Source organism: Streptomyces sp. NPDC058335, assembly GCF_042723915.1.
GTDB lineage: Bacteria > Actinomycetota > Actinomycetes > Streptomycetales > Streptomycetaceae > Streptomyces.
Genome location: NZ_JBHXHX010000009.1, coordinates 354,697 through 371,674, shown reverse-complemented (window position 1 = coordinate 371,674; position 16,978 = coordinate 354,697). Strand labels below are relative to the sequence as shown.

The 16,978-nt window shown below is 71.1% G+C and carries 17 protein-coding genes; 4 read left to right on the top strand and 13 right to left on the bottom strand.

From position 1 onward, the window contains the following. Positions 1-309: 309 nt before the first annotated feature. The 7 genes from ACFWJX_RS20615 to ACFWJX_RS20585 form a co-directional block, all read right to left on the bottom strand. Positions 310-969, bottom strand: coding sequence for an antibiotic biosynthesis monooxygenase family protein (locus ACFWJX_RS20615; protein ID WP_383244969.1), 660 nt, complete (start codon positions 967-969; stop codon positions 310-312). A gap of 44 nt (positions 970-1,013) precedes the next feature. Then, positions 1,014-2,603: an MFS transporter gene (locus ACFWJX_RS20610; protein WP_383244966.1), complete on the bottom strand. Its 1,590-nt coding sequence runs from the start codon at positions 2,601-2,603 to the stop codon at positions 1,014-1,016. Positions 2,604-2,675: 72 nt separating this feature from the next. Next, the gene (locus tag ACFWJX_RS20605) at positions 2,676-3,653 is read right to left on the bottom strand and encodes a DUF6081 family protein (RefSeq protein ID WP_383244963.1); all 978 of its coding nucleotides are present in this window, start codon (positions 3,651-3,653) and stop codon (positions 2,676-2,678) included. Further along, the gene (locus ACFWJX_RS20600) at positions 3,650-4,813 is read right to left on the bottom strand and encodes an acyl-CoA dehydrogenase family protein (protein ID WP_383244961.1); all 1,164 of its coding nucleotides are present in this window, start codon (positions 4,811-4,813) and stop codon (positions 3,650-3,652) included. The genes ACFWJX_RS20605 and ACFWJX_RS20600 overlap by 4 nt, the downstream gene beginning before the upstream one ends. 65 nt (positions 4,814-4,878) lie before the next feature. Next, entirely contained in the window at positions 4,879-5,463 is a 585-nt protein-coding gene (locus ACFWJX_RS20595) for an NADPH-dependent FMN reductase (protein WP_383244958.1), read from the bottom strand. 212 nt (positions 5,464-5,675) lie between these two features. Then, positions 5,676-6,140, bottom strand: coding sequence for a nuclear transport factor 2 family protein (locus tag ACFWJX_RS20590; protein WP_383244955.1), 465 nt, complete (start codon positions 6,138-6,140; stop codon positions 5,676-5,678). A 139-nt stretch (positions 6,141-6,279) separates the two neighbouring features. Then, the gene (locus ACFWJX_RS20585; RefSeq protein WP_383244952.1) at positions 6,280-6,963 is read right to left on the bottom strand and encodes a response regulator transcription factor; all 684 of its coding nucleotides are present in this window, start codon (positions 6,961-6,963) and stop codon (positions 6,280-6,282) included. A gap of 437 nt (positions 6,964-7,400) precedes the next feature. Here ACFWJX_RS20585 and ACFWJX_RS20580 point away from each other — a divergent pair, with 437 nt between their 5' ends. Further along, a complete protein-coding gene (locus ACFWJX_RS20580) occupies positions 7,401-7,967 on the top strand; it encodes a TetR family transcriptional regulator (RefSeq protein WP_383244949.1) in 567 nt (188 codons plus the stop codon). A gap of 80 nt (positions 7,968-8,047) precedes the next feature. On the opposite strand, the gene ACFWJX_RS20575 is transcribed toward ACFWJX_RS20580, so the two are convergent. Continuing rightward, the gene (locus ACFWJX_RS20575) at positions 8,048-8,725 is read right to left on the bottom strand and encodes a ScbR family autoregulator-binding transcription factor (RefSeq protein ID WP_383244947.1); all 678 of its coding nucleotides are present in this window, start codon (positions 8,723-8,725) and stop codon (positions 8,048-8,050) included. 240 nt (positions 8,726-8,965) lie between these two features. Here ACFWJX_RS20575 and ACFWJX_RS20570 point away from each other — a divergent pair, with 240 nt between their 5' ends. The 3 genes from ACFWJX_RS20570 to ACFWJX_RS20560 all read left to right on the top strand — a co-directional run bounded on the left by ACFWJX_RS20570 (position 8,966) and on the right by ACFWJX_RS20560 (position 12,734). Further along, a complete protein-coding gene (locus ACFWJX_RS20570; RefSeq protein WP_383244944.1) occupies positions 8,966-9,877 on the top strand; it encodes a ScbA/BarX family gamma-butyrolactone biosynthesis protein in 912 nt (303 codons plus the stop codon). Between the two features lie 513 nt (positions 9,878-10,390). Beyond that, on the top strand, positions 10,391-11,389 hold the full coding sequence (locus ACFWJX_RS20565; protein ID WP_383244942.1) for an NAD-dependent epimerase/dehydratase family protein: 999 nt from the start codon (positions 10,391-10,393) through the stop codon (positions 11,387-11,389). A 61-nt stretch (positions 11,390-11,450) separates the two neighbouring features. Then, the gene (locus ACFWJX_RS20560) at positions 11,451-12,734 is read left to right on the top strand and encodes a cytochrome P450 (protein ID WP_383244940.1); all 1,284 of its coding nucleotides are present in this window, start codon (positions 11,451-11,453) and stop codon (positions 12,732-12,734) included. Between the two features lie 64 nt (positions 12,735-12,798). Here the strand turns inward: ACFWJX_RS20560 and ACFWJX_RS20555 are convergent, their stop codons facing one another. From ACFWJX_RS20555 to ACFWJX_RS20535, 5 genes are read right to left on the bottom strand one after another with little or no spacing between them, the layout of a single operon-like run. Then, positions 12,799-13,605 (bottom strand): endo alpha-1,4 polygalactosaminidase, encoded by an 807-nt coding sequence (locus tag ACFWJX_RS20555; protein WP_383244937.1) that lies wholly within the window; start codon positions 13,603-13,605, stop codon positions 12,799-12,801. Continuing rightward, complete coding sequence (locus ACFWJX_RS20550; RefSeq protein ID WP_383244934.1) at positions 13,602-14,264, bottom strand: spherulation-specific family 4 protein; 663 nt, start codon at positions 14,262-14,264, stop codon at positions 13,602-13,604. The genes ACFWJX_RS20555 and ACFWJX_RS20550 overlap by 4 nt, the downstream gene beginning before the upstream one ends. Next, entirely contained in the window at positions 14,261-15,154 is an 894-nt protein-coding gene (locus ACFWJX_RS20545) for an NAD-dependent epimerase/dehydratase family protein (protein ID WP_383244931.1), read from the bottom strand. Before ACFWJX_RS20545 ends, ACFWJX_RS20550 begins: the two co-directional genes overlap by 4 nt. A 7-nt stretch (positions 15,155-15,161) precedes the next feature. Continuing rightward, complete coding sequence (locus ACFWJX_RS20540) at positions 15,162-15,875, bottom strand: NDP-sugar synthase (RefSeq protein ID WP_383245054.1); 714 nt, start codon at positions 15,873-15,875, stop codon at positions 15,162-15,164. A gap of 46 nt (positions 15,876-15,921) precedes the next feature. Next, positions 15,922-16,923: a GDP-mannose 4,6-dehydratase gene (locus tag ACFWJX_RS20535; RefSeq protein ID WP_383244928.1), complete on the bottom strand. Its 1,002-nt coding sequence runs from the start codon at positions 16,921-16,923 to the stop codon at positions 15,922-15,924. Between the last annotated feature and the right edge of the window lie 55 nt (positions 16,924-16,978).

Genomic DNA, 16,978 nt, shown 5'->3' with positions numbered 1-16,978 from the left:
AGACGCCGGCCCCCGCTGCAGGACAGCGAGGGCCGGCGATGTGGAGACGTGGGTTACCAGGTCTCGTTGCCCAGGGCGAGTTCGAACTCGCTCTCGGTCAGCTCGTTCTCGGCCGAGAACGTGGCCAGGACCTCGTCCAGTGCGGCGCTCAGAGCGGCGTCGGTCATGGATGTCACCTCCTCCCTTCGGGTCGTGTCCGGCAGGTGGCTCCCGGCCCCACCCTGCGCACGCTCGCTCGGGGCGGGCGGTGCGCGGGGCGAGTGCGGGAGGTCTGTGGCCTGCGGCCGGCGAGTGCCGGGCCGCCGGCGGTCAGATCGTCGTCGCCTCGGTGATGTAGGCGATCTTCAGCGCGTACTCGCGCACGTCGACGTCGTCCAGCGCGGCGGGCCCGGCATCGCGTGCGTCGCCGGACGCGCGGAACGCCTTGTAGGCGTCCTCGCTCTCCCACTGGGAGTAGCTGACGACGGCCTCACCCTCGAAGTCCCGGTGCACGCTGTGGGACACGTAGCCCGGCGTCGCGTCGAGCACGGGGTTCGGCCGCGTGACCGCCGTCAGCAGCGCGTCCTGCTGCGACTTCGACCGCGTACGGGCCACCTCGACGACCGTGAAGACGTCCTGCCGCTCCGTGATCTCGACGGTCGGCTCGCCCAGCTTCGGGTTGCGCTGGGTGTACACCACCTCGCAGTGGATGCTGTCGAACGTCGCGAAGGTCAGGACCTCCTTGAAGCGCTCCTGGCGCCCCGGGTCGACGAGGATGCCCTCCCAGGCGGCCTTGTCACGCCACTGTATGTAGCTGATGACGGAGTTGCCGTCATGGCTCAGGTGCGCGTTGACCGACACCAGGCCCGTCCGCTCGTCCGCGGCGCCCAGGCTCTGCCAGATGTCGATCAGCCGGTGCTGGTGCTCCGGTGACGTCTCGAAGATGTTGACCAGTGTGTAGTACTGGTCCTTGACACTGACCCTCGTCATACGAGGTACCTCCTTGTCTCCGGCTGCATCCGCCGGTCAGGGCCTCAGGCGCTCTGTGCGGGGGTGGGCACGCTCTCGCCGGCGGCGCCGGCCACCTGCGGCTCCGCAGGGGCCGCCGGTGCGGGCAGCGCCTTGCGCAGCAGTACGGCGACCAGTGCGGCCATCGCGAGGAGTACGCCGATGGAGACGAAGGAGGCGACCTCCATACCGTGGGCGAAGGCGTCGTGGGCGGCCGTGCTCAGCTCACCGCCGACCCGGCCGGGCAGTTCACCCGCCACGGCGGCCGCCTCGGAGACGCTGTTGCGTGCCGCCTCCTGGGCCTGGCCGGTGACGCCGTCGGGCAGGTTGTCGTCGAGGGTGGAGCCGTACACCGCGGTCGCGAGGCTGCCGACGAGGGCGATGCCGACGGCGCCGCCCATCTCGTTGGTGGTGGAGGCCAGGGCGGACGCGGCGCCGGCCCGCTCGACGGGAGCGGCCTGGACGATCGTGCCGATCCCGAGCGCCATCACCGGGGCGAGACCGATGAACATGATCGCGGACGAGACGATCACCAGCGCCGTGCCGGAGTTCCCGTCGACCTGCGTCAGTACGCCGAAGCCGACGGAGCCGACCAGCAGACCCGCGATGAGCACGGGCGGCGTGCCGATCTTCTGGGAGATGCCCGTACCGACGACGGCGGCGACCATGCCGGGGATGATGACCGGGAGCTGCCACAGACCCGCCTCGGCCGGCGACATGCCCAGGACGACCTGCAGGTAGGTGGCCAGCAGGTACTGGATGCCCATCATCAGGCCGGTGGTCAGCAGCAGGGTGCCGACGGAGACGGAGAAGGCCGCGCGGGCGAACAGGGAGATGTCCAGGAGGGGTACGGACAGACCGCGCTGGCGCAGTACGAAGGCCACACCGAAGGCCAGGCCGATCACGAGGCTCACCGCGGGCAGGGTCTCGAATCCCTCGCGGGCCAGTTCCTTGATGCCGTAGACCGCCGGCAGGATCGCGGCCAGCGACATCCCCACGCTCACCAGGTCCAGACGGCCACCGGCCGGGTCCTTGTACTCGGGCAGCAGCATCGGTCCGGCGACCAGCAGCAGGATCATGACCGGTACGGCCAGCAGGAAGGGCGCGCCCCACCAGAAGTGGTCCAGCAGCAGACCGCCGGCGATGGGGCCGACGACACCGCCGACCATGAAGGACGTCGTCCAGATGGTGACCGCGGTCGTGCCCTCCTTCTCGTCCTGGAACATCGTGCGCAGCAGCGACAGTGTCGACGGGGCGAGCGTGGCGGCCGCGACGCCGAGCAGGGCTCGGGCGGCGATGAGCATCTCGGGGCTGTCGGCGTACGCCGTGAGCACCGAGGCGACTCCGAAGAAGACCGCTCCGATCATGAGCAGCCGACGGCGCCCGATGCGCTCGCCGACGGTGCCCATGGTGATCAGGAAACCGGCGATCAGGAAGCCGTAGATGTCGCTGGCCCACAGCAGCTGGCTGCTGGAGGGGTTCAGATCGGCGGTCAGCTTGGGGACGGCCATGAACAGGAGGGTCAGGTCCATGGTCGTGAGCAGCGCCGGCAGGCAGAGCACTACCAGACCGATCCACTCACGGCGGCCCGCCTTGGCGGGCGTCACTGCGTTCACAACGTTTTCCTTTGCAACTGAAATGGGGGGATGGTGGAGGACCTTCGGACCGCCGGGGCGGGGATGCCCCGGTCAGGAGGTGGTGACCGAGACGTCGCGCACGTTCAGCGCGACGCCCTGTCCCCAGACTCGGTGGGCGCGGAGGCTCTGTTCGTCGAGGAACTTCTGCGGGAAGGGCGCCCCGGCCCGGGGGTTGACGTAGTGGGAGGGCGCCGAGTCGAGCCGCACCAGGCCGGTGCCGTCGGCGTCCATGGCTCCGTCGAGCAGGGTGAACATGCCGATGCCGGTGATCAGTTGGCGCGGTGAGACGTCCTCGGGCTCGCCCGCGTGGTCGAGCAGCAGGTGCGCGCGGTCCAGCACGGGGTGTCCGATCCGGTCCACCGAGAGCGCCTCCCGGCCGTTGACCTCCCAGGTGACCGTGGAGCGTGCGCGGTCGAGGGTGATCCGCAGGGTGTCGACGTCTCCCGGTGCGCGTACGGCGACGGGGACGGCGTAGGTGAAGGCCGCGTAGGTGGTTCCGGGCATGCGCAGGCGCTCGTAGTTGGCGTACACCCGCGTGTTGGTGACGAAGAATCCGAAGATCGACGCCGTTTCCACGTCCGCCGTGATCATCGAGCCGCAGGCCGGCCGGGGGTCGGCCTGCGGGTCGGTGACCGCGTCGCCGAACGGGTGGTCCTCGGTGCCGTGGGTGGTCACCGCGAGGGTGGTGGTGCACACGAGCGCGCCGGTCGCGGGTATGTCGAAGCCGGGCAGCCCGCTCCGCGCCGTACGGGTCGGCATGGCCGTCCACTTGACGTGGTCCCGGGTCCCCTCGCCCCCGTCCGCCTGCTGGCCCGTCGTCGAGACGAAGGCGGGGGCGCCGGTGTGCGGGTTGACGCCGGTGGGCACCACGGCGAGGCCGAGCGCGGAGGTGCGGGCGACCCCGTCGCCGCCCGCGACCCCCGCGACGTCCTGGGTGTGCCATGCGGCGTTCGGGCCGGTGGTGGAGAAGCCGTCGCGGAAGTCGTCGTGGAAGAGCCGGCCGCTCTCGGCGGCGGGTGCGGTGCTCATGATCCGGATCTCTTCTCGGCTCGGGCGGCGTCGAGCGGGCCGCGGGTGAAGGCCAGCGCGGCGGGTTCGAACTGGAGCACCATGTGGCTGGCGGCGGAGTGCGCGTCCCGCCAGATGCGCTGGAGCGGGTCGGACGCGGACTGGCTGCGTGTGCCACCGCCGCGGAAGAGGGTGTCCACCGCCCCGACGAGCAGCTGGGTCGCCAGCGCGCAGTCCCGTCGGTTGCGGACCAGGACCTCGTCGGTGGCCGTGGCCCGGTCGACACTCAGGGCGGCCCGGGTCAGCAGCAGTCCGGCCGCGTCGATCTCGCCGGCCGCCCGCGCGTGGGCGATCCGCAGCGACTCGCCCGGTTCCGTGCCGCGTGCCGCCCTGTCGGCGAGTGCGCGTGCCGACAACTCCAGCGCGCCCCGGGCCGCGCCGAGGACCGGCGCGGCGAAGGTCAGGCCGTTGACGGCGAACAGCGGCTGGGAGTGGCGCGGTTCGTCCGAGACGGCGCCCCGGCCGGCGAACATGTCGTCCATGAGGAAGGAGCGGTGGCGGGGGACGAACACCTCCTCCACGACGAGCGTGTGACTGCCCGTCGCCCGCATCCCCACCGTGTCCCAGGTCTCCTCGATCCGGTAGGCGTCGCGGGGTACCGCGAAGAAGCGTGCCTGCTGCTGCTCGTCGGTCCCCGCCGCCATGGCCATCACCAGGGCCCAGTCGGAGAACTCGACACCGCTGGCGTACGCCCAGGTACCGGAGAGCCGCCAGCCGTCGTCGGCCGCCAGGGCGGTCGCGGTGGTGGAGACCAGGGAGCTGACGAGCCGGCTGTCCGGCCCGTCCGCCCAGATCTCCGCCTGTCCCTCGGCGGGCAGATAGGCGGCGAAACGTCCGGTGTAGGCGAGCAGCGAGCCGATCCAGGCGGCGGAGGCGCAGCCCTCGCCGACCGCGGCGACCGCCTCGGTCAGGGTGACGAAGTCCGTCGGTTCGCCGCCGTGCCGGGCCGGAACCAGCGCCCTGCTGAAGCCGGCCTCGACCAGTGCCGCCACCACGTCGGCGGAGAGCCGCCGTTCGCGGTCGGCCCGGTCCGCGTGGCGGCCCGCCGGCACACCCGCGGTCCGGGCGGCGGACACGAAGGTGTCCGAAGTGGTACGGGGAGCGAGGAGCATCCCGGTCATGGCTGTCTCATTTCATCGGCTTCTCGGCGGAGATGACGCGGGTTCAGGCGCGGCGGTGGGCCGGCTCAGGCGCGGTACGGCCGCCTGGCCCGCGCCTCACGGAGTGCGGTGCCCCACCACACCAGCTGGTCGAGCATGGTCTTGGCCGCGGCGGAGCAGCCCGCCGGCTCCTTGGGGTTGCCGTCCGCGCCGAAGGTGGCCGCGGCGCCGTGGAAGCTCACGGTGTCGCGCAGGGTGACGGCGTGCATCTCGGCGTAGACCTGGCGAAGTTGCTCGACGGCGCGCAGACCGCCGGAGAGGCCGCCGTAGGAGACGAAGCCGACCGGCTTGGCCTGCCACTGGGTGTAGTTCCAGTCGATCGCGACCTTGAGGGGTGCGGGGAAGCTGTGGTTGTACTCGGGCGTCAGGACGACGAACGCCTCGGCCTGCTCCAGCCGGTCGCTGAGGGCCGCGGCCGTCGCCGCGTCAGCGGGCTCGGGGGCATCCGTCACTGCCACCGGCAGGGGGTAGTCGGCCAGGTCGACGACGTCCAGCTCGATGGCGTCGTTCTGCAGGGCCTCTTGGGCGAACCACTTCGCGATGGTGGGGCCGAACCGGGTGGCGCGGGTGCTCCCGATCACCAGGGCTACTCGAAGACGTTCCTCGGACATGGGGATCCTCACGGTCGAAGGTGTGCGGTGTGGTGGGGGAGTCACCCGGGAGTGGCGGAGCGGCACGCTCCCGTGGCCGGGCTGTGGAGTGCGGTGCGGTGCGGCGGGGCCGTCCCCACGTCACCGCCGCACCGCGCCGGCACCCGCTGCCGGTACGACTGTGGCCTTCGCCAGTGCCACAGTCGTACCGGGGTCGGTGGGCCGGCCGGGGGTCAGGCGACCTGGCGGCGGGCGCCGCTGGCGTCACGCGGCGACCACCACAGCGCGGTGGTCTCTGCTCCGGCCCCCATGACGACCCAACGCCCCTCGACGATGCGGCCGTTGCTCCAGCGCAGCAGGTGCAGGGCCTCGACCGCGAAGGTGTCGTAGGGGGAGGTGCTGTCCTCCGGGGCCCCGGCGCGTACCGCTGAGATGCGGTTGACGTCGACCGAGTAGCCGGCCTCGGGGTTGACCAGGACCGTCACGCTCTCGCCGTGCATCGTGCCGCCGGAGAGCCGGAACATGTTCCCGAAGAACTCCAGGAACGCGTCGAGACCCTCGTACCAGCCCGAGTAGGCGTGCAGTCCGGGCACCTCGAAGCGCACGTTCTCGTCCCAGAACTCCGTTATCTTCTCGCGGTCTCCGGTGCCGAGGGAGGCCCAGGCGGCGCCGACGCGCTCGGGAGTGAGATCAGACATGGGTCGTGGTTCCCTTCGAAGGATGTGTGCGGGCGGCGGTCGGGCCACCCGTGGCGTCGGCGGAGCATCTGGTCACGACCGCTCCGCCGACCGCTGAGCGCGGGCCGGAATGGCGAACCGGCCGGTGTGCGAAGCCGGATCAGTGGAAGTCGGCGGGTTCGAAGCACAGCCCGACACCGCGGATCGTCGTTATCCACTCGTCCGGTCCGAGCTTTCTGCGCAGACTGGCCACATGGGTGTCGATCGTGCGGCTGGGCGGCGACCAGTGCTCCCCCCAGACCTGGCTCATGAGCTGGCGCCGCGACACGACCTCCCCCGGCTGTGAGGCCAGCAGGCACAGCAAATCGAATTCCTTGCGGGTGCAATCGACGCGCGCGCCGCGCAGCGTGACCTCGCGCAGTTTCATGTCGATGCGCAGCGGTCCCCACTCCATGACGTCCGGGGCGCGGGCCGGGCGCAGGCTGCGGCGCATCACCGCTCCGATCCGGGCTGTCAACTCCCGCAGGTCGTAAGGCTTCATCAGGCAGTCGTCCGCCCCCGCCTCGAGGACGAGCACCTGGTCCCACTCGCTGCGCCGGCACGTGAACGCGATGATGGGCGTGTCCCCGGCCGCCCGGATCGCGGCGCAGACGTCGAGGCCGTGCAGGTCCGACAACTCCAGGTCCAGCAGGACCAGATCCGCGTGTTCGTACATGTCCAGGGCCTTGCTGCCGCTGTCGACACCGACGACGTCGCAGCCCTGCCGCTTGAGACTGTGAGTGATCCCCCGTTGGGCGTCCACGTCGCTCTCGACGACGAGTACACGCCACGCCTCGCCAGCCACCTCTGCCCCCGACCTGAAACCCGGCACGTCCCGCGACACGCGACGCTGCGTGCCGGGAGTGCGGTGACGGTGATGTGTGCTGTCCGTTCTGTGCCGAACCATGCCCGGCTGGCTCATCCGATGTCCCCCGTTCCTGCGTGGACACCCACGCCGAAAACCGATCGAGCACTCGGAGAATACAAACCGACACGCATGCATGTCAACGCGCGTCAGGTGGCTTGGATCACACGCCCCGCGTCTCAATTGACGTCGTGAGATTGGGTATTTCGCCTCATAGTGGACTGAGACTGTCCGTCAGCAACCGGCTCGGCGGCCGATAAAGTCCCCTTGCGAACGGGGTAAAGATACAAGCGTGAATGTTATATTCACGTACCTTGCGGCCCGGGTTCCGGACCCGGCGTCACCGCGAGCCACCTGCACGGATGTGAGGAGTCGGCATGAGAGACAAGGCGGCCCGGACCCGCTCCCAATTGATACGTTCGGCCGCGACGGTCTTCGCCGAACACGGCTACTCGAGAGCGAAGTTGTCCTCCATCTCCGCGGACGCGGGAGTGAGCAGAGGCGCCCTCTATTTCCACTTCCCCAGCAAGGAGGCCCTGGCGGACGCCGTGGAAGCGGCGGCGGCCCAGAGGTTCGCGGGGGTGACCGGTCACGACGACGACAACGGTGCACGGGACCTGTCGCGCGCGGTGCGGGCGTTCGCGGACCTGTACCGGCGGGATGTCGTCTTCCGCGCCGGCGTGCTCCTGAGCTGCGAGAAGGACCGAAAGTCCACGGTGAACCTGATTCAGCAGTGGGAGGAGTACGTCACTACCGCCGTCGCCGCCGCGGAGCGGGGCTATCCGTTCGTCCGCTCCGGTGCGGCGGGCCACGCCTCCAGCGCGATCGTCGCCATGACCGTGGGGCTGGCGTTCCTGTGGCACGAGAACGAGCAGTGGCTCGCCGAGTCAACCGTCACAGGGGTATGGAATCTGCTGCCGCCACTGGTCGGCCGCATGGGCTGAGGTCGCCGCGGCTGGGGCGGCCCGCACCGGGCGGCCCCAGCCCGTCGAAGCCTGTTCGATAAATCGAACATGCCGGAATGTCAGAAGTCGTTCTCCTGCGGCTCCTGGGCCTCCTGTGCCTCCGCCAGGGCGCTCAGCTCCGCCCCGACCTTGAGTCCCCGGTCCGCGCTCAGGTCGAGCTGCACGAGGACGGAGGGTTCCGCGATGTTGGGGAGCACATGCCTCAGTAGCGCCCGGATCCGCGACTCCAGATCCGCCCAGCCGGTCATGACCTGCGAGAACAGCTGAACTCCGGTGAAGCAGGAGCACAGCAGCTCGGCCGTCTCCGTCAGATCCACGTGCGGGCGCAGCTCGCCCTGCGCACGCGCCTGTTCGAGGATCTCCTGGTTGCGGTCGACCCAGCTCCTGAAGGGGAGCTTCCGGTCGAGCCCGACCGAGTCCAGCTCCAGTGACAGCCGGACGCTGCCCTGGAGGACGGGGTCCCGGGTCAGCTGGCACGCGAACACGAGCCCGAGGTCGATCAGTTCCTGGAGCTTGATGTCCCGGACGACGGTGGGGATGTCCGCCTGGCTGGCCAGCACCGTCCGCGCCAGCTCCTCCTTGGAGGCGAAGTGGAAGTACACGGCCCCCCGGGTGAGCCCCAGCCTCTTCAGTACGTCGGAGACCGTCGCGGCGCTGTAGCCGCGTTCCGAGAAGACGGCCCCTGCGGCCTCCAGGATCATCCGGCGGGTCGCGAGACCTCGTTCCTGCGTCGCCATGGGTTCTACCTCCGGGGGCTGCGCGCGTCTGTGCTGGTGGAGCCGACGTAACCAGTCATTAATCTCACAATATGAGACAACCCATTGAGCTACATACCGACTCACACGTATGTTACGTCCCGCTCGGGCTCATCTCGAGCTCAGCGTCGCATTCCTGGGGGGAAGGCAATGCAAGCCATAGCTGTAAGTGAGATCGGTGCGCAGAATTCCAGACCGGAAGAAACGGACATATCGCGTGATGTGTCGTTCTATCCGGTCGCCAAGGAGTGGGTGCACCGCTCGAACCCGTCGGATGTGCTGCCGGTCGGCTGGCGGCCTCTGGCCAAGGACCGCTATCTGATCAGTGTCGCATGGCCCCAAGACCACCCGTTCTACACACGGGTGAACGGTAACCACGCGGCGAACCTGATCGGCGAGACCATCCGGCAGTGCGGTCTGCTGCTGGCGCACGTGGCCCACGACGTTCCGCTGGGGCACCACTTCGTCATGTGGGACATGGCGTACACCCGGGAGCCGGCCCGTCCGGCCACAGCCCTCGGGACCCACCGCATCGAGGTCGAGGTCGTCTGTTCTGGCCTGCGTCTGCGTGGTCGCCGGCTGGGGTCCATGACCTGCGACATGACGCTGCGCGCGGACGGCAGGACGGTGGCGCAGGGGGGCGGCCGCTTCGACATCGTCAGTTCCGCCGTCTACCGCAGGCTGCGCGGGGCCCAGATCGAGGCCGCCACGCAGCCGGTCCAACCCGACCCCGTGCCGCCGGCCGCTGTCGGCCGGACGCGCGTGATGGACGTCCTGCTCGCCCCGGCTCCCGAGCCGGCGGCGTCGGCCGACGCCCCGTTCGGGCGCTGGCAACTGCGCGCGGACTTCGGCCACCCGACGCTGTTCGACCACCGCAACGACCACTTCCCGGGGATGCTCCTCGTCGAAGCGGCGTTCCAGGCCGCAAACGCGACCGTGGCACCGGCCCTGCACCACCACACCTCGGCCAAGGTGGCCTTCCTCGGCTACGTCGAGTACGACCAGCCCTGCTGGATCGAGACCCGTCTCAGGCCGACCGGCACGCCCCAGCTGACGGCGCTCGAGGTCACAGGTCACCAGAACGGCCGCCTGGTGTTCTCGGCGCTGCTCGAAGGCACCTCGGCGCAAGGCTGACAGTCCCTTCGTCCACCCGCCCTCCGTCGAGCGGGCTCAGGGGCATCGCCGACCGGCCCGATCGTCCCGCGATTCCCCACCGCCGCCGGTGACCGGCGTTCCCCGTCGCCGTCCGCGGTGTCCGGTACGCCGCTGACCTGCACCGCCCGGTCCTCTTCACCGTCATCGACGCCTGGTGGCGCCCATCCGTATGCCCGGTGCACAGGGCATAGGCACCGGGTGCCACCGGGCGGCTCACGCGGAGGTCCGCCCGGACGACCGCCGGGCCACGGGCGTCGCGGCGCCGCCGTGCGGCCACCCGCGTCGACGACTCCGCTCCAGGAAAGGAACCGACTCCTGTGACGCACCACCTCACGGCCGGGAAGTCCGGCCGGTCATCTCCGCGCACCCGCAATTCCCTTCCGCACCGGCAGAGTTCCACCGTTGACAGCGCTTTCATCGTAACTCGCACCACGGCAGGCATCCCCGCCCGCGCACACGGCTGGCTTGTCTCTTTCGCAAAGAGGCGTAAACGTGCGCAGTGGTGAGCTCCGGGTGGACGGCGGCGCGTCGACCGTCCTCGTCACCGGCGCGACCGGGTTCATCGGCCATCAGGCCGTCCACCGGCTGCTCGCCCACGAGAGCCGGCCGCGACTGCGGTTGCTCGTCCACGAGAGGGACGTACCGGACTGCTGCGCCGCAACGGCCGCCGTCGTCCGGGGAAGCCTCACCGACCCCGCGTCCCTGCGCGGCGTGTGCCGCGGCGCCGACACGGTCCTGCACCTCGCCTCGGTGATCACGCACGATCCGGCGACCGCCCACGCGGTCAACACCGGGGGAACCCGAGCCCTGTTGGCCGAGGCGGGCCGGACCGGTGTCCGGCGCTTCGTGCGGCTCGGCACCGCCGCGGTGTACGGGCCCGGCCCCCATCGGGGCGAGCCCGCGCCGTCCGGCCGCCCGCTGTCGGTGACCAGCGCCTCGCGGCTCGCGGGCGACAGGAGCGTCCTCGCCGCCGGCGGCGTCGTCCTGCGCCCCTACCTGGTCTACGGCGCGGGGGACGTGTGGCTCGTTCCCGCGCTCGTCAGGATGATCACACGGCTGCCGCAGTGGATCGAGGGCGGACGGGCCAGGCTGTCGCTGATCTCCGTCGACGACCTGGCCCGGGTGACCGCGGCCCTGGTGACCCGGCCGGCTCCGCTTCCCGCGTCCGCCGTCCTGCACGCGGCCCATCCCCGTCCGGTCGTCGTGCGCGACCTCGTCACGGCGATCTGCCGGCACCTGGGTCTTCCCCTGCCGCACGGGGACGTGTCACGTGCCGACCTGGAAGAACGCCTCGGTGGTCCGGCCGACGCGGCCCTGGTGCAAAGGCTCGCCCAGTTCGGAACCGACCACTGGTTCGACAGCTCTGAGCTGTGGTCCCTGACCGGACTGGAACCCGGCCCCGGGTTCGCGGAGCACTTCGCCGCCTGCGCCCCCTGGTACCGCGAGCACCTGAGGGACCTGCTGCCCGCCCCCACGCCTCCGGCCGGCTGAACCGGCCTTCCCTGTCACTCCACATCACTCCACCTCAACGCACCCGAAAGCGGAATCGACGATGCAGCCCACCCAGCCCACCCAGCCCTCCCAGCCCACGGACGCCACGCCGCAGCCCGCGACATGTCCCTTCGCCATCGACCCCGGCGGCCGTGACATCCAGGGCGAGATCGGCCGTATCCGTGCACGCGGCCCCGTGACGCGGGTCGAACTCCCGGGCGGCGTACCGGCCTGGTCGGTCACCAGCGCGGAACTGATCAAGCGGCTCCTGCTGGATCCGCGCGTATCGAAGGACGCCTACCGGCACTGGCCGGCCTGGATCGACGGCGAGGTCACCGCCGACTGGCCCCTGTCCATCTGGGTCTCGGTACAGAACATGGTCACCGCGTACGGCACCGAGCACACCCGACTGCGCCGCCCGGTCGCGGGCGCGTTCGGCGTCCGGCGCGTCAACGCGATGCGCCCCGGCATCGAGAAGATCGTCGATGAACTGCTGGACAGGCTGGGGCAGTTGGCGGCGGCCGCGCCCGACTCGGTCGTGGACCTCCGAGAGCACTACGCGCACCCGCTGCCCAGCAGCGTCGTCTCCGAACTGTTCGGAGTGCCCGAGTCGGCACGCGGTGAGCTGCTCCGCGTCATAAAGGGCTTCTTTGCGACGACGTCCTCCACCCAGGAGGCGCAGAGCAATGTCGTCCGCCTGTACGCCACCATGAACGACCTCGTCGTCCTGAAGAAGCGCGAGCCCGGCGACGACCTGACCACGGACCTGATCGGCGCCCGCGACGACGAGGATGCCGTGATGAGCGACAAGGAGCTGGCGGACAACCTCATCCTGCTGCTCACCGCCGGTTACGAGACGACGGTGAACCTCCTCGACAACGCGATCACCCGGCTCCTCGCCCACCCCGAGCAGCTCGAACTCGTCCGTTCCGGGCAGGCGTCCTGGGAGGACGTCATCGACGAGTCGTTGCGCCTGGACGCACCCGGCGCCCACTCCGTGCTGCGCTACGCGGTGGAGGACCTGGAGATCGGCGGGGTGACGATCGCGCGCGGCGAGGCGATCACGATCTCGTACGCCGGGGCGGGCCGGGACCCCGCCCTGCACGGTGAGGACGCCGACCGTTTCGACGTCACCCGCGCCACACGGGGTGAGCACCTCTCCTTCGGGCACGGCGTGCACCACTGCCTGGGGGCCCAGCTGGCGCGGATGGAGGCGTCCATCGCCCTGTCAGCGCTCTTCGCCCGCTTCCCCGGCCTGCGGCCCGCCGTCCCGGCGGCGGAGCTGCGCCCCCTGGAGTCCTTCATATCCAACGGCCACCAGGAGGTGCCGGCCCTGCTGAGCTGAGTCCGTCCCCGACCCGGTGACCGCCCTGCTGCTCCCGCCCGGCGTCCGCATGCCGCCCGAGGTCTCAGCAGGGCCTGCGCCACACCCCCAGTTCCGGCTTCTTCAGCATCGAGGACAGGCGCAGCCTGCGGGACTGGGGGCAGAACTCCCCGGCGGGTTCCGTGTACTCCACATGGAAGACCGCCTTGCCCGCCGCGACGAACGGGGTGAGGAGACCGCACTCGTCGTACTGGGCGCACTCCTCGTTGACCGCGAAGTCGAAGTCGCCGACCAGCTCGGGGATCTGGGGAAGGTCGTTCTTCAGTCCCACCGACAGGCCGCGCTCATGGGCGAGTTCGGCGATCATGCGGTTGTAGCGGAGCTGGTCGCGGGCGGTGAGCGGGAAACCGGTTTCGTTGCCGTATCCCTCCATCAGGTCGGGTTCCACCGCGTCGAAGCCCTTGTCGCGGCACATGTCGAAACGCCTTTCCATCAGCGGCCGCAGGACGGAGAGCCGCCGGATGTCCAGCCACCGTTCGCCCGCCCAGCCGTTGGGCTCGCCGAGCACCGAGCGCGGGAAGGCGTCCTTGTCGGGCCGGAAGTTCTCCCAGGCACCGACGTTGACGTAGCAGATGACCTTGCGGCCGTCCCGGTGCAGCCGGGCCACGTCGGCCGCCGAGTTCTCGAAGCCGTCGATGTCGTAGACGGGCACGTCGGCCGACGGGTCGACCTTCCCGTCGAGCTGCCACTGCCAGGCCAGGCCGGGGCCCGGCTGCCACCGCGGCTGGGCCGTCGGTGCCGGGTCGGCGGTCCGGCCGTCCCCGGAGTAGCCGCTCGACGCCGCGACCAGCAGGACAGCCAGTGCCACCGAGCCCGCTACGGCCCGCCTCACGGCCGGACTCCGGTCAGCGCCGGACTCAACCCGGCCCACGGGTTGGGCAGTTCACCGGTGACGGGGCCGCAGACCGCCGCGCCGCGTTCGTGGGCGGTGCGCACGGCGAGCGGCACCAGCGCCTCCGGCACCCCGTAGACCAGGTGGCACAGCCGCTCGGGCGCCTGCCGGGCGGTCCACGCCGGTCTGCTGAACGCCGAGACGTACGTCGACCAGTGGCCCTCGAAGGTCACGGTCAGGTCGGCCAGCCGCGTGTACCCGGCCGCCGGATGGACCCCGGGGTTGAGCACGACCGTCCCCACGCCCAGCCGTCGCACCGCCCGGACCAGCCGGCGGCAGGCGGACAGGGCGTCCGGGGTCGCGGTCACCCGGTCCAGGAAACAGCCGTCGGCCGCGTACCACTCCTGGTGCCGGCGCACCTCGTCGGCGATCTCCGCGCCGTCCCTTGTTCCGTAATCGGTGTCTACGTACCCCAGCAGCCGCGCCCCCGCCGCCCGCAGCGCGCCGGCCGCCGCGGCGAACGCCGGATCGGGGCCCTCGCCCGGCCCGTTCGCCGGGTTGAGGACCACCCCGTAGGTGCCGGCGGCCGAGGTGATCAGGCGGTGCCAGGCCCCCGGGTCCTCGGCCGGATGGACGTACAGCGGGATCAGCAGGCTCACGGCGTACCGTCGCCTCCCCACAGCGCGGCGAGGGCGTCGTCGAGGGAGTGGACCGGGCGCCAGCCGAGGGCCCGCGCGGCGGCGCCGATGTCCGAGCACTGCCACGAGACCTCCGCGGAACGGGCCGAGCCCGCCGCGTTCTCCTCGACCCGCCCCGCGAAGCCCGCGAGCCGCACCAGCCGCCGCACCAGCTCGCGCACCGGGACCGCCCGGCCGCCGCCGATGTTGAGGACCGGCGGCAGCGGACCGGGCGCCGTGACCGCCAGCGCCACGGCCCGCGCCACGTCGCGTACGTCCACGAAGTCGCGGAACGCCGACAGGTCGCCCAGCCGCAGCACCGCCTCCGGGTCGGTGCCCGCCGCCCGCAGCAGCCCGGCGATCCGGCCGGGCAGGCCCGAGGCGGGCGCCCTCGGCCCCACCGGATTGCCCACCCGCAGCACCACCGCGTCCAGCCCCGACGCCGTCACCGCGACCGTCCCCGCGAGCTTGGTGGCGCCGTACGGGCCGGCCGGGCTGGTGGCCGCAGACTCCGCCACCCGGGAGTCCACGCGGCCGGGGCCGTACTCGGCGGCCGAGCCGAGATGGACCAGCCGCGCCGCCGGGGCCGCGGACCGCAGCGCCGCGCACAGGACGGCGGGGCCGCGGGCGTTGACCTCCGCGAGGGTCACGGCGTCGCCGCCGGTCGCGCCGGCGCAGTTGACCACGGTGTCGGGCGCGGCCGAGGCAAGCGTCTTCGCCAACTGCTCGGGGCGGACGGCGGCGAGGTCGACGGGGAACCCGGCGGCGGGCGAGCGTCCGCCGCCGAGGACCTGCGTGCCCGGCAGGGCCCGCAGCCGCTCGGCGACGTGGGCGCCCAGGTAGCCGGTGTGGCCGAGGACGAGAATGCGCATGTGGTGCTCAGGCTCCCTTGAGCAGCAGTGACCTGCGGCTGGTGAATTCGGCGTTGGCCCGGTCGTAGTCGTCCGGGCGGCCGATGTCCAGCCAGTACCCGTCGAAGTCGTAGGCGTGCGGCGGGTTCTCGGACTTCAGCAGGTCGAGGACCAACTCGTCGAAGCCCAGCGGCAGTCCGGCCGTGTAGCCGTCCAGCGTCGAGCGCGTCAGGCCGTACACGCCCATCGACACGCGGTAGTCCATGCTCGGCTTCTCGGTGAACGCGACCACCCTGCTGTCGGCGGTGGTCAGCACTCCGAAGTCGATCTGCACCTTGCGGGCGTACGTCGCTATCGTCAGCGGCGCTCCCGACTCGCGGTGCCGGAGCAGGACGTCGGCGTAGTCGAGGTCGGTCAGCACGTCGCCGTTCATCACCAGAAACGTTTCCGGAAGCCGTTCCCGCAGTGTCAGCAACGGTCCCATGGTGCCCAGCGGGCTCTCCTCGGTGGCGTAGTCGACGGCCAGGCCCCATTGGGTGCCGTCGCCGACGTAGGCGCGGATGATCTCGCCGAGGTGTCCTATGGCGATGGTGCAGCTGGTGAAGCCGGCCGTGGCGAGCTGGCGCAGCACGATCTCCAGGATGGCGTGCTGGTCACCGATGGGGACGAGCGGCTTGGGCAGCGCGGTGGTGTACGGCCGCAGCCGGACGCCCTTGCCTCCCGCCAGGATCACTGCGTGCATCATGGGGCTCCTCCTTCATACGTGTGCTCGGGACGTGCCGGACGGGTCAGATGTTGTAGATACCGGTCTTGTAACGCGACAGGTTGCCGGGGTCGCGGAAGAACTCCACGGTGCGGGCGAGGCCTTCCTCCAGGGTGTGCGCGGGCTGCCAGCCGGTGGCGTCGGCGAGCCGGCTCGCGTCGGCGACCAGCCGCAGCACCTCGGAGTTGGCCGGCCGGATGCGGGCGGGGTCCTCGCGCACGTCGAGCGCGGTGTCCATCACCTTCCCGATCAGCGCCACCAGGTCCCCGACCGAGATGTCCCCGCCGGTACCGGCGTTGAAGGTGCGGCCGACGACCCGCTCGGCGGGCGCGGTGCCGACGGCCAGGAACGCCTGCGCGGTGTCCTTGACGAAGGTGAAGTCCCGCGTGGGGCGCAGGTCGCCGAGGGTGAGCGTGCGCTCGCCGGCGGCCACCTGCCCGATCACGGTGGGGATGACCGCGCGCATCGACTGGCGCGGCCCGAAGGTGTTGAACGGGCGCAGCGTCACGACGGGGGTGTCGAAGCTCGCGTGGTAACTGTCGGCCAGCCGGTCCCCGCCCGCCTTCGAAGCGGCGTACGGCGACTGGGTGTTGATGGGGTGGTCCTCGGTGATCGGTACGGTTCGGGCGGTGCCGTACGTCTCGCTGGTGGAGGTGTGCACCAGCCGGGGGGTGCCGAGCGCGCGGACCGCCTCCAGCACGTTGAGGGTGCCGGTGACGTTGGTGTCCACGTAGCTGTGCGGCGCCTGGTAGGAGTAGGGGATCGCGATCAGGGCGGCCAGGTGGTAGGCGACGTCGGCGCCTTCGAGGAGCGCGCGGACCGAGCCGGGGTCGCGGACGTCGCCGAGGACGATCTCCACCCGGTCCAGGACATCGGGGCGCAGTGTCTCCAGCCAGCCGTAGGAGGAGAAGGAGTTGTACTGGGCCATGGCTCGCACCCGGTGGCCGGAGGCGACCAGCGCCTCGGTGAGGTGCGAGCCGATGAAGCCCTCGGCTCCGGTGACGGCGGCGAGCGGTGCGGAGGTCAACTCGGTTGGTCCTTCCGGTTGTCGGTCGACTCCTGGTCGTCGGGTGACGGGGAGT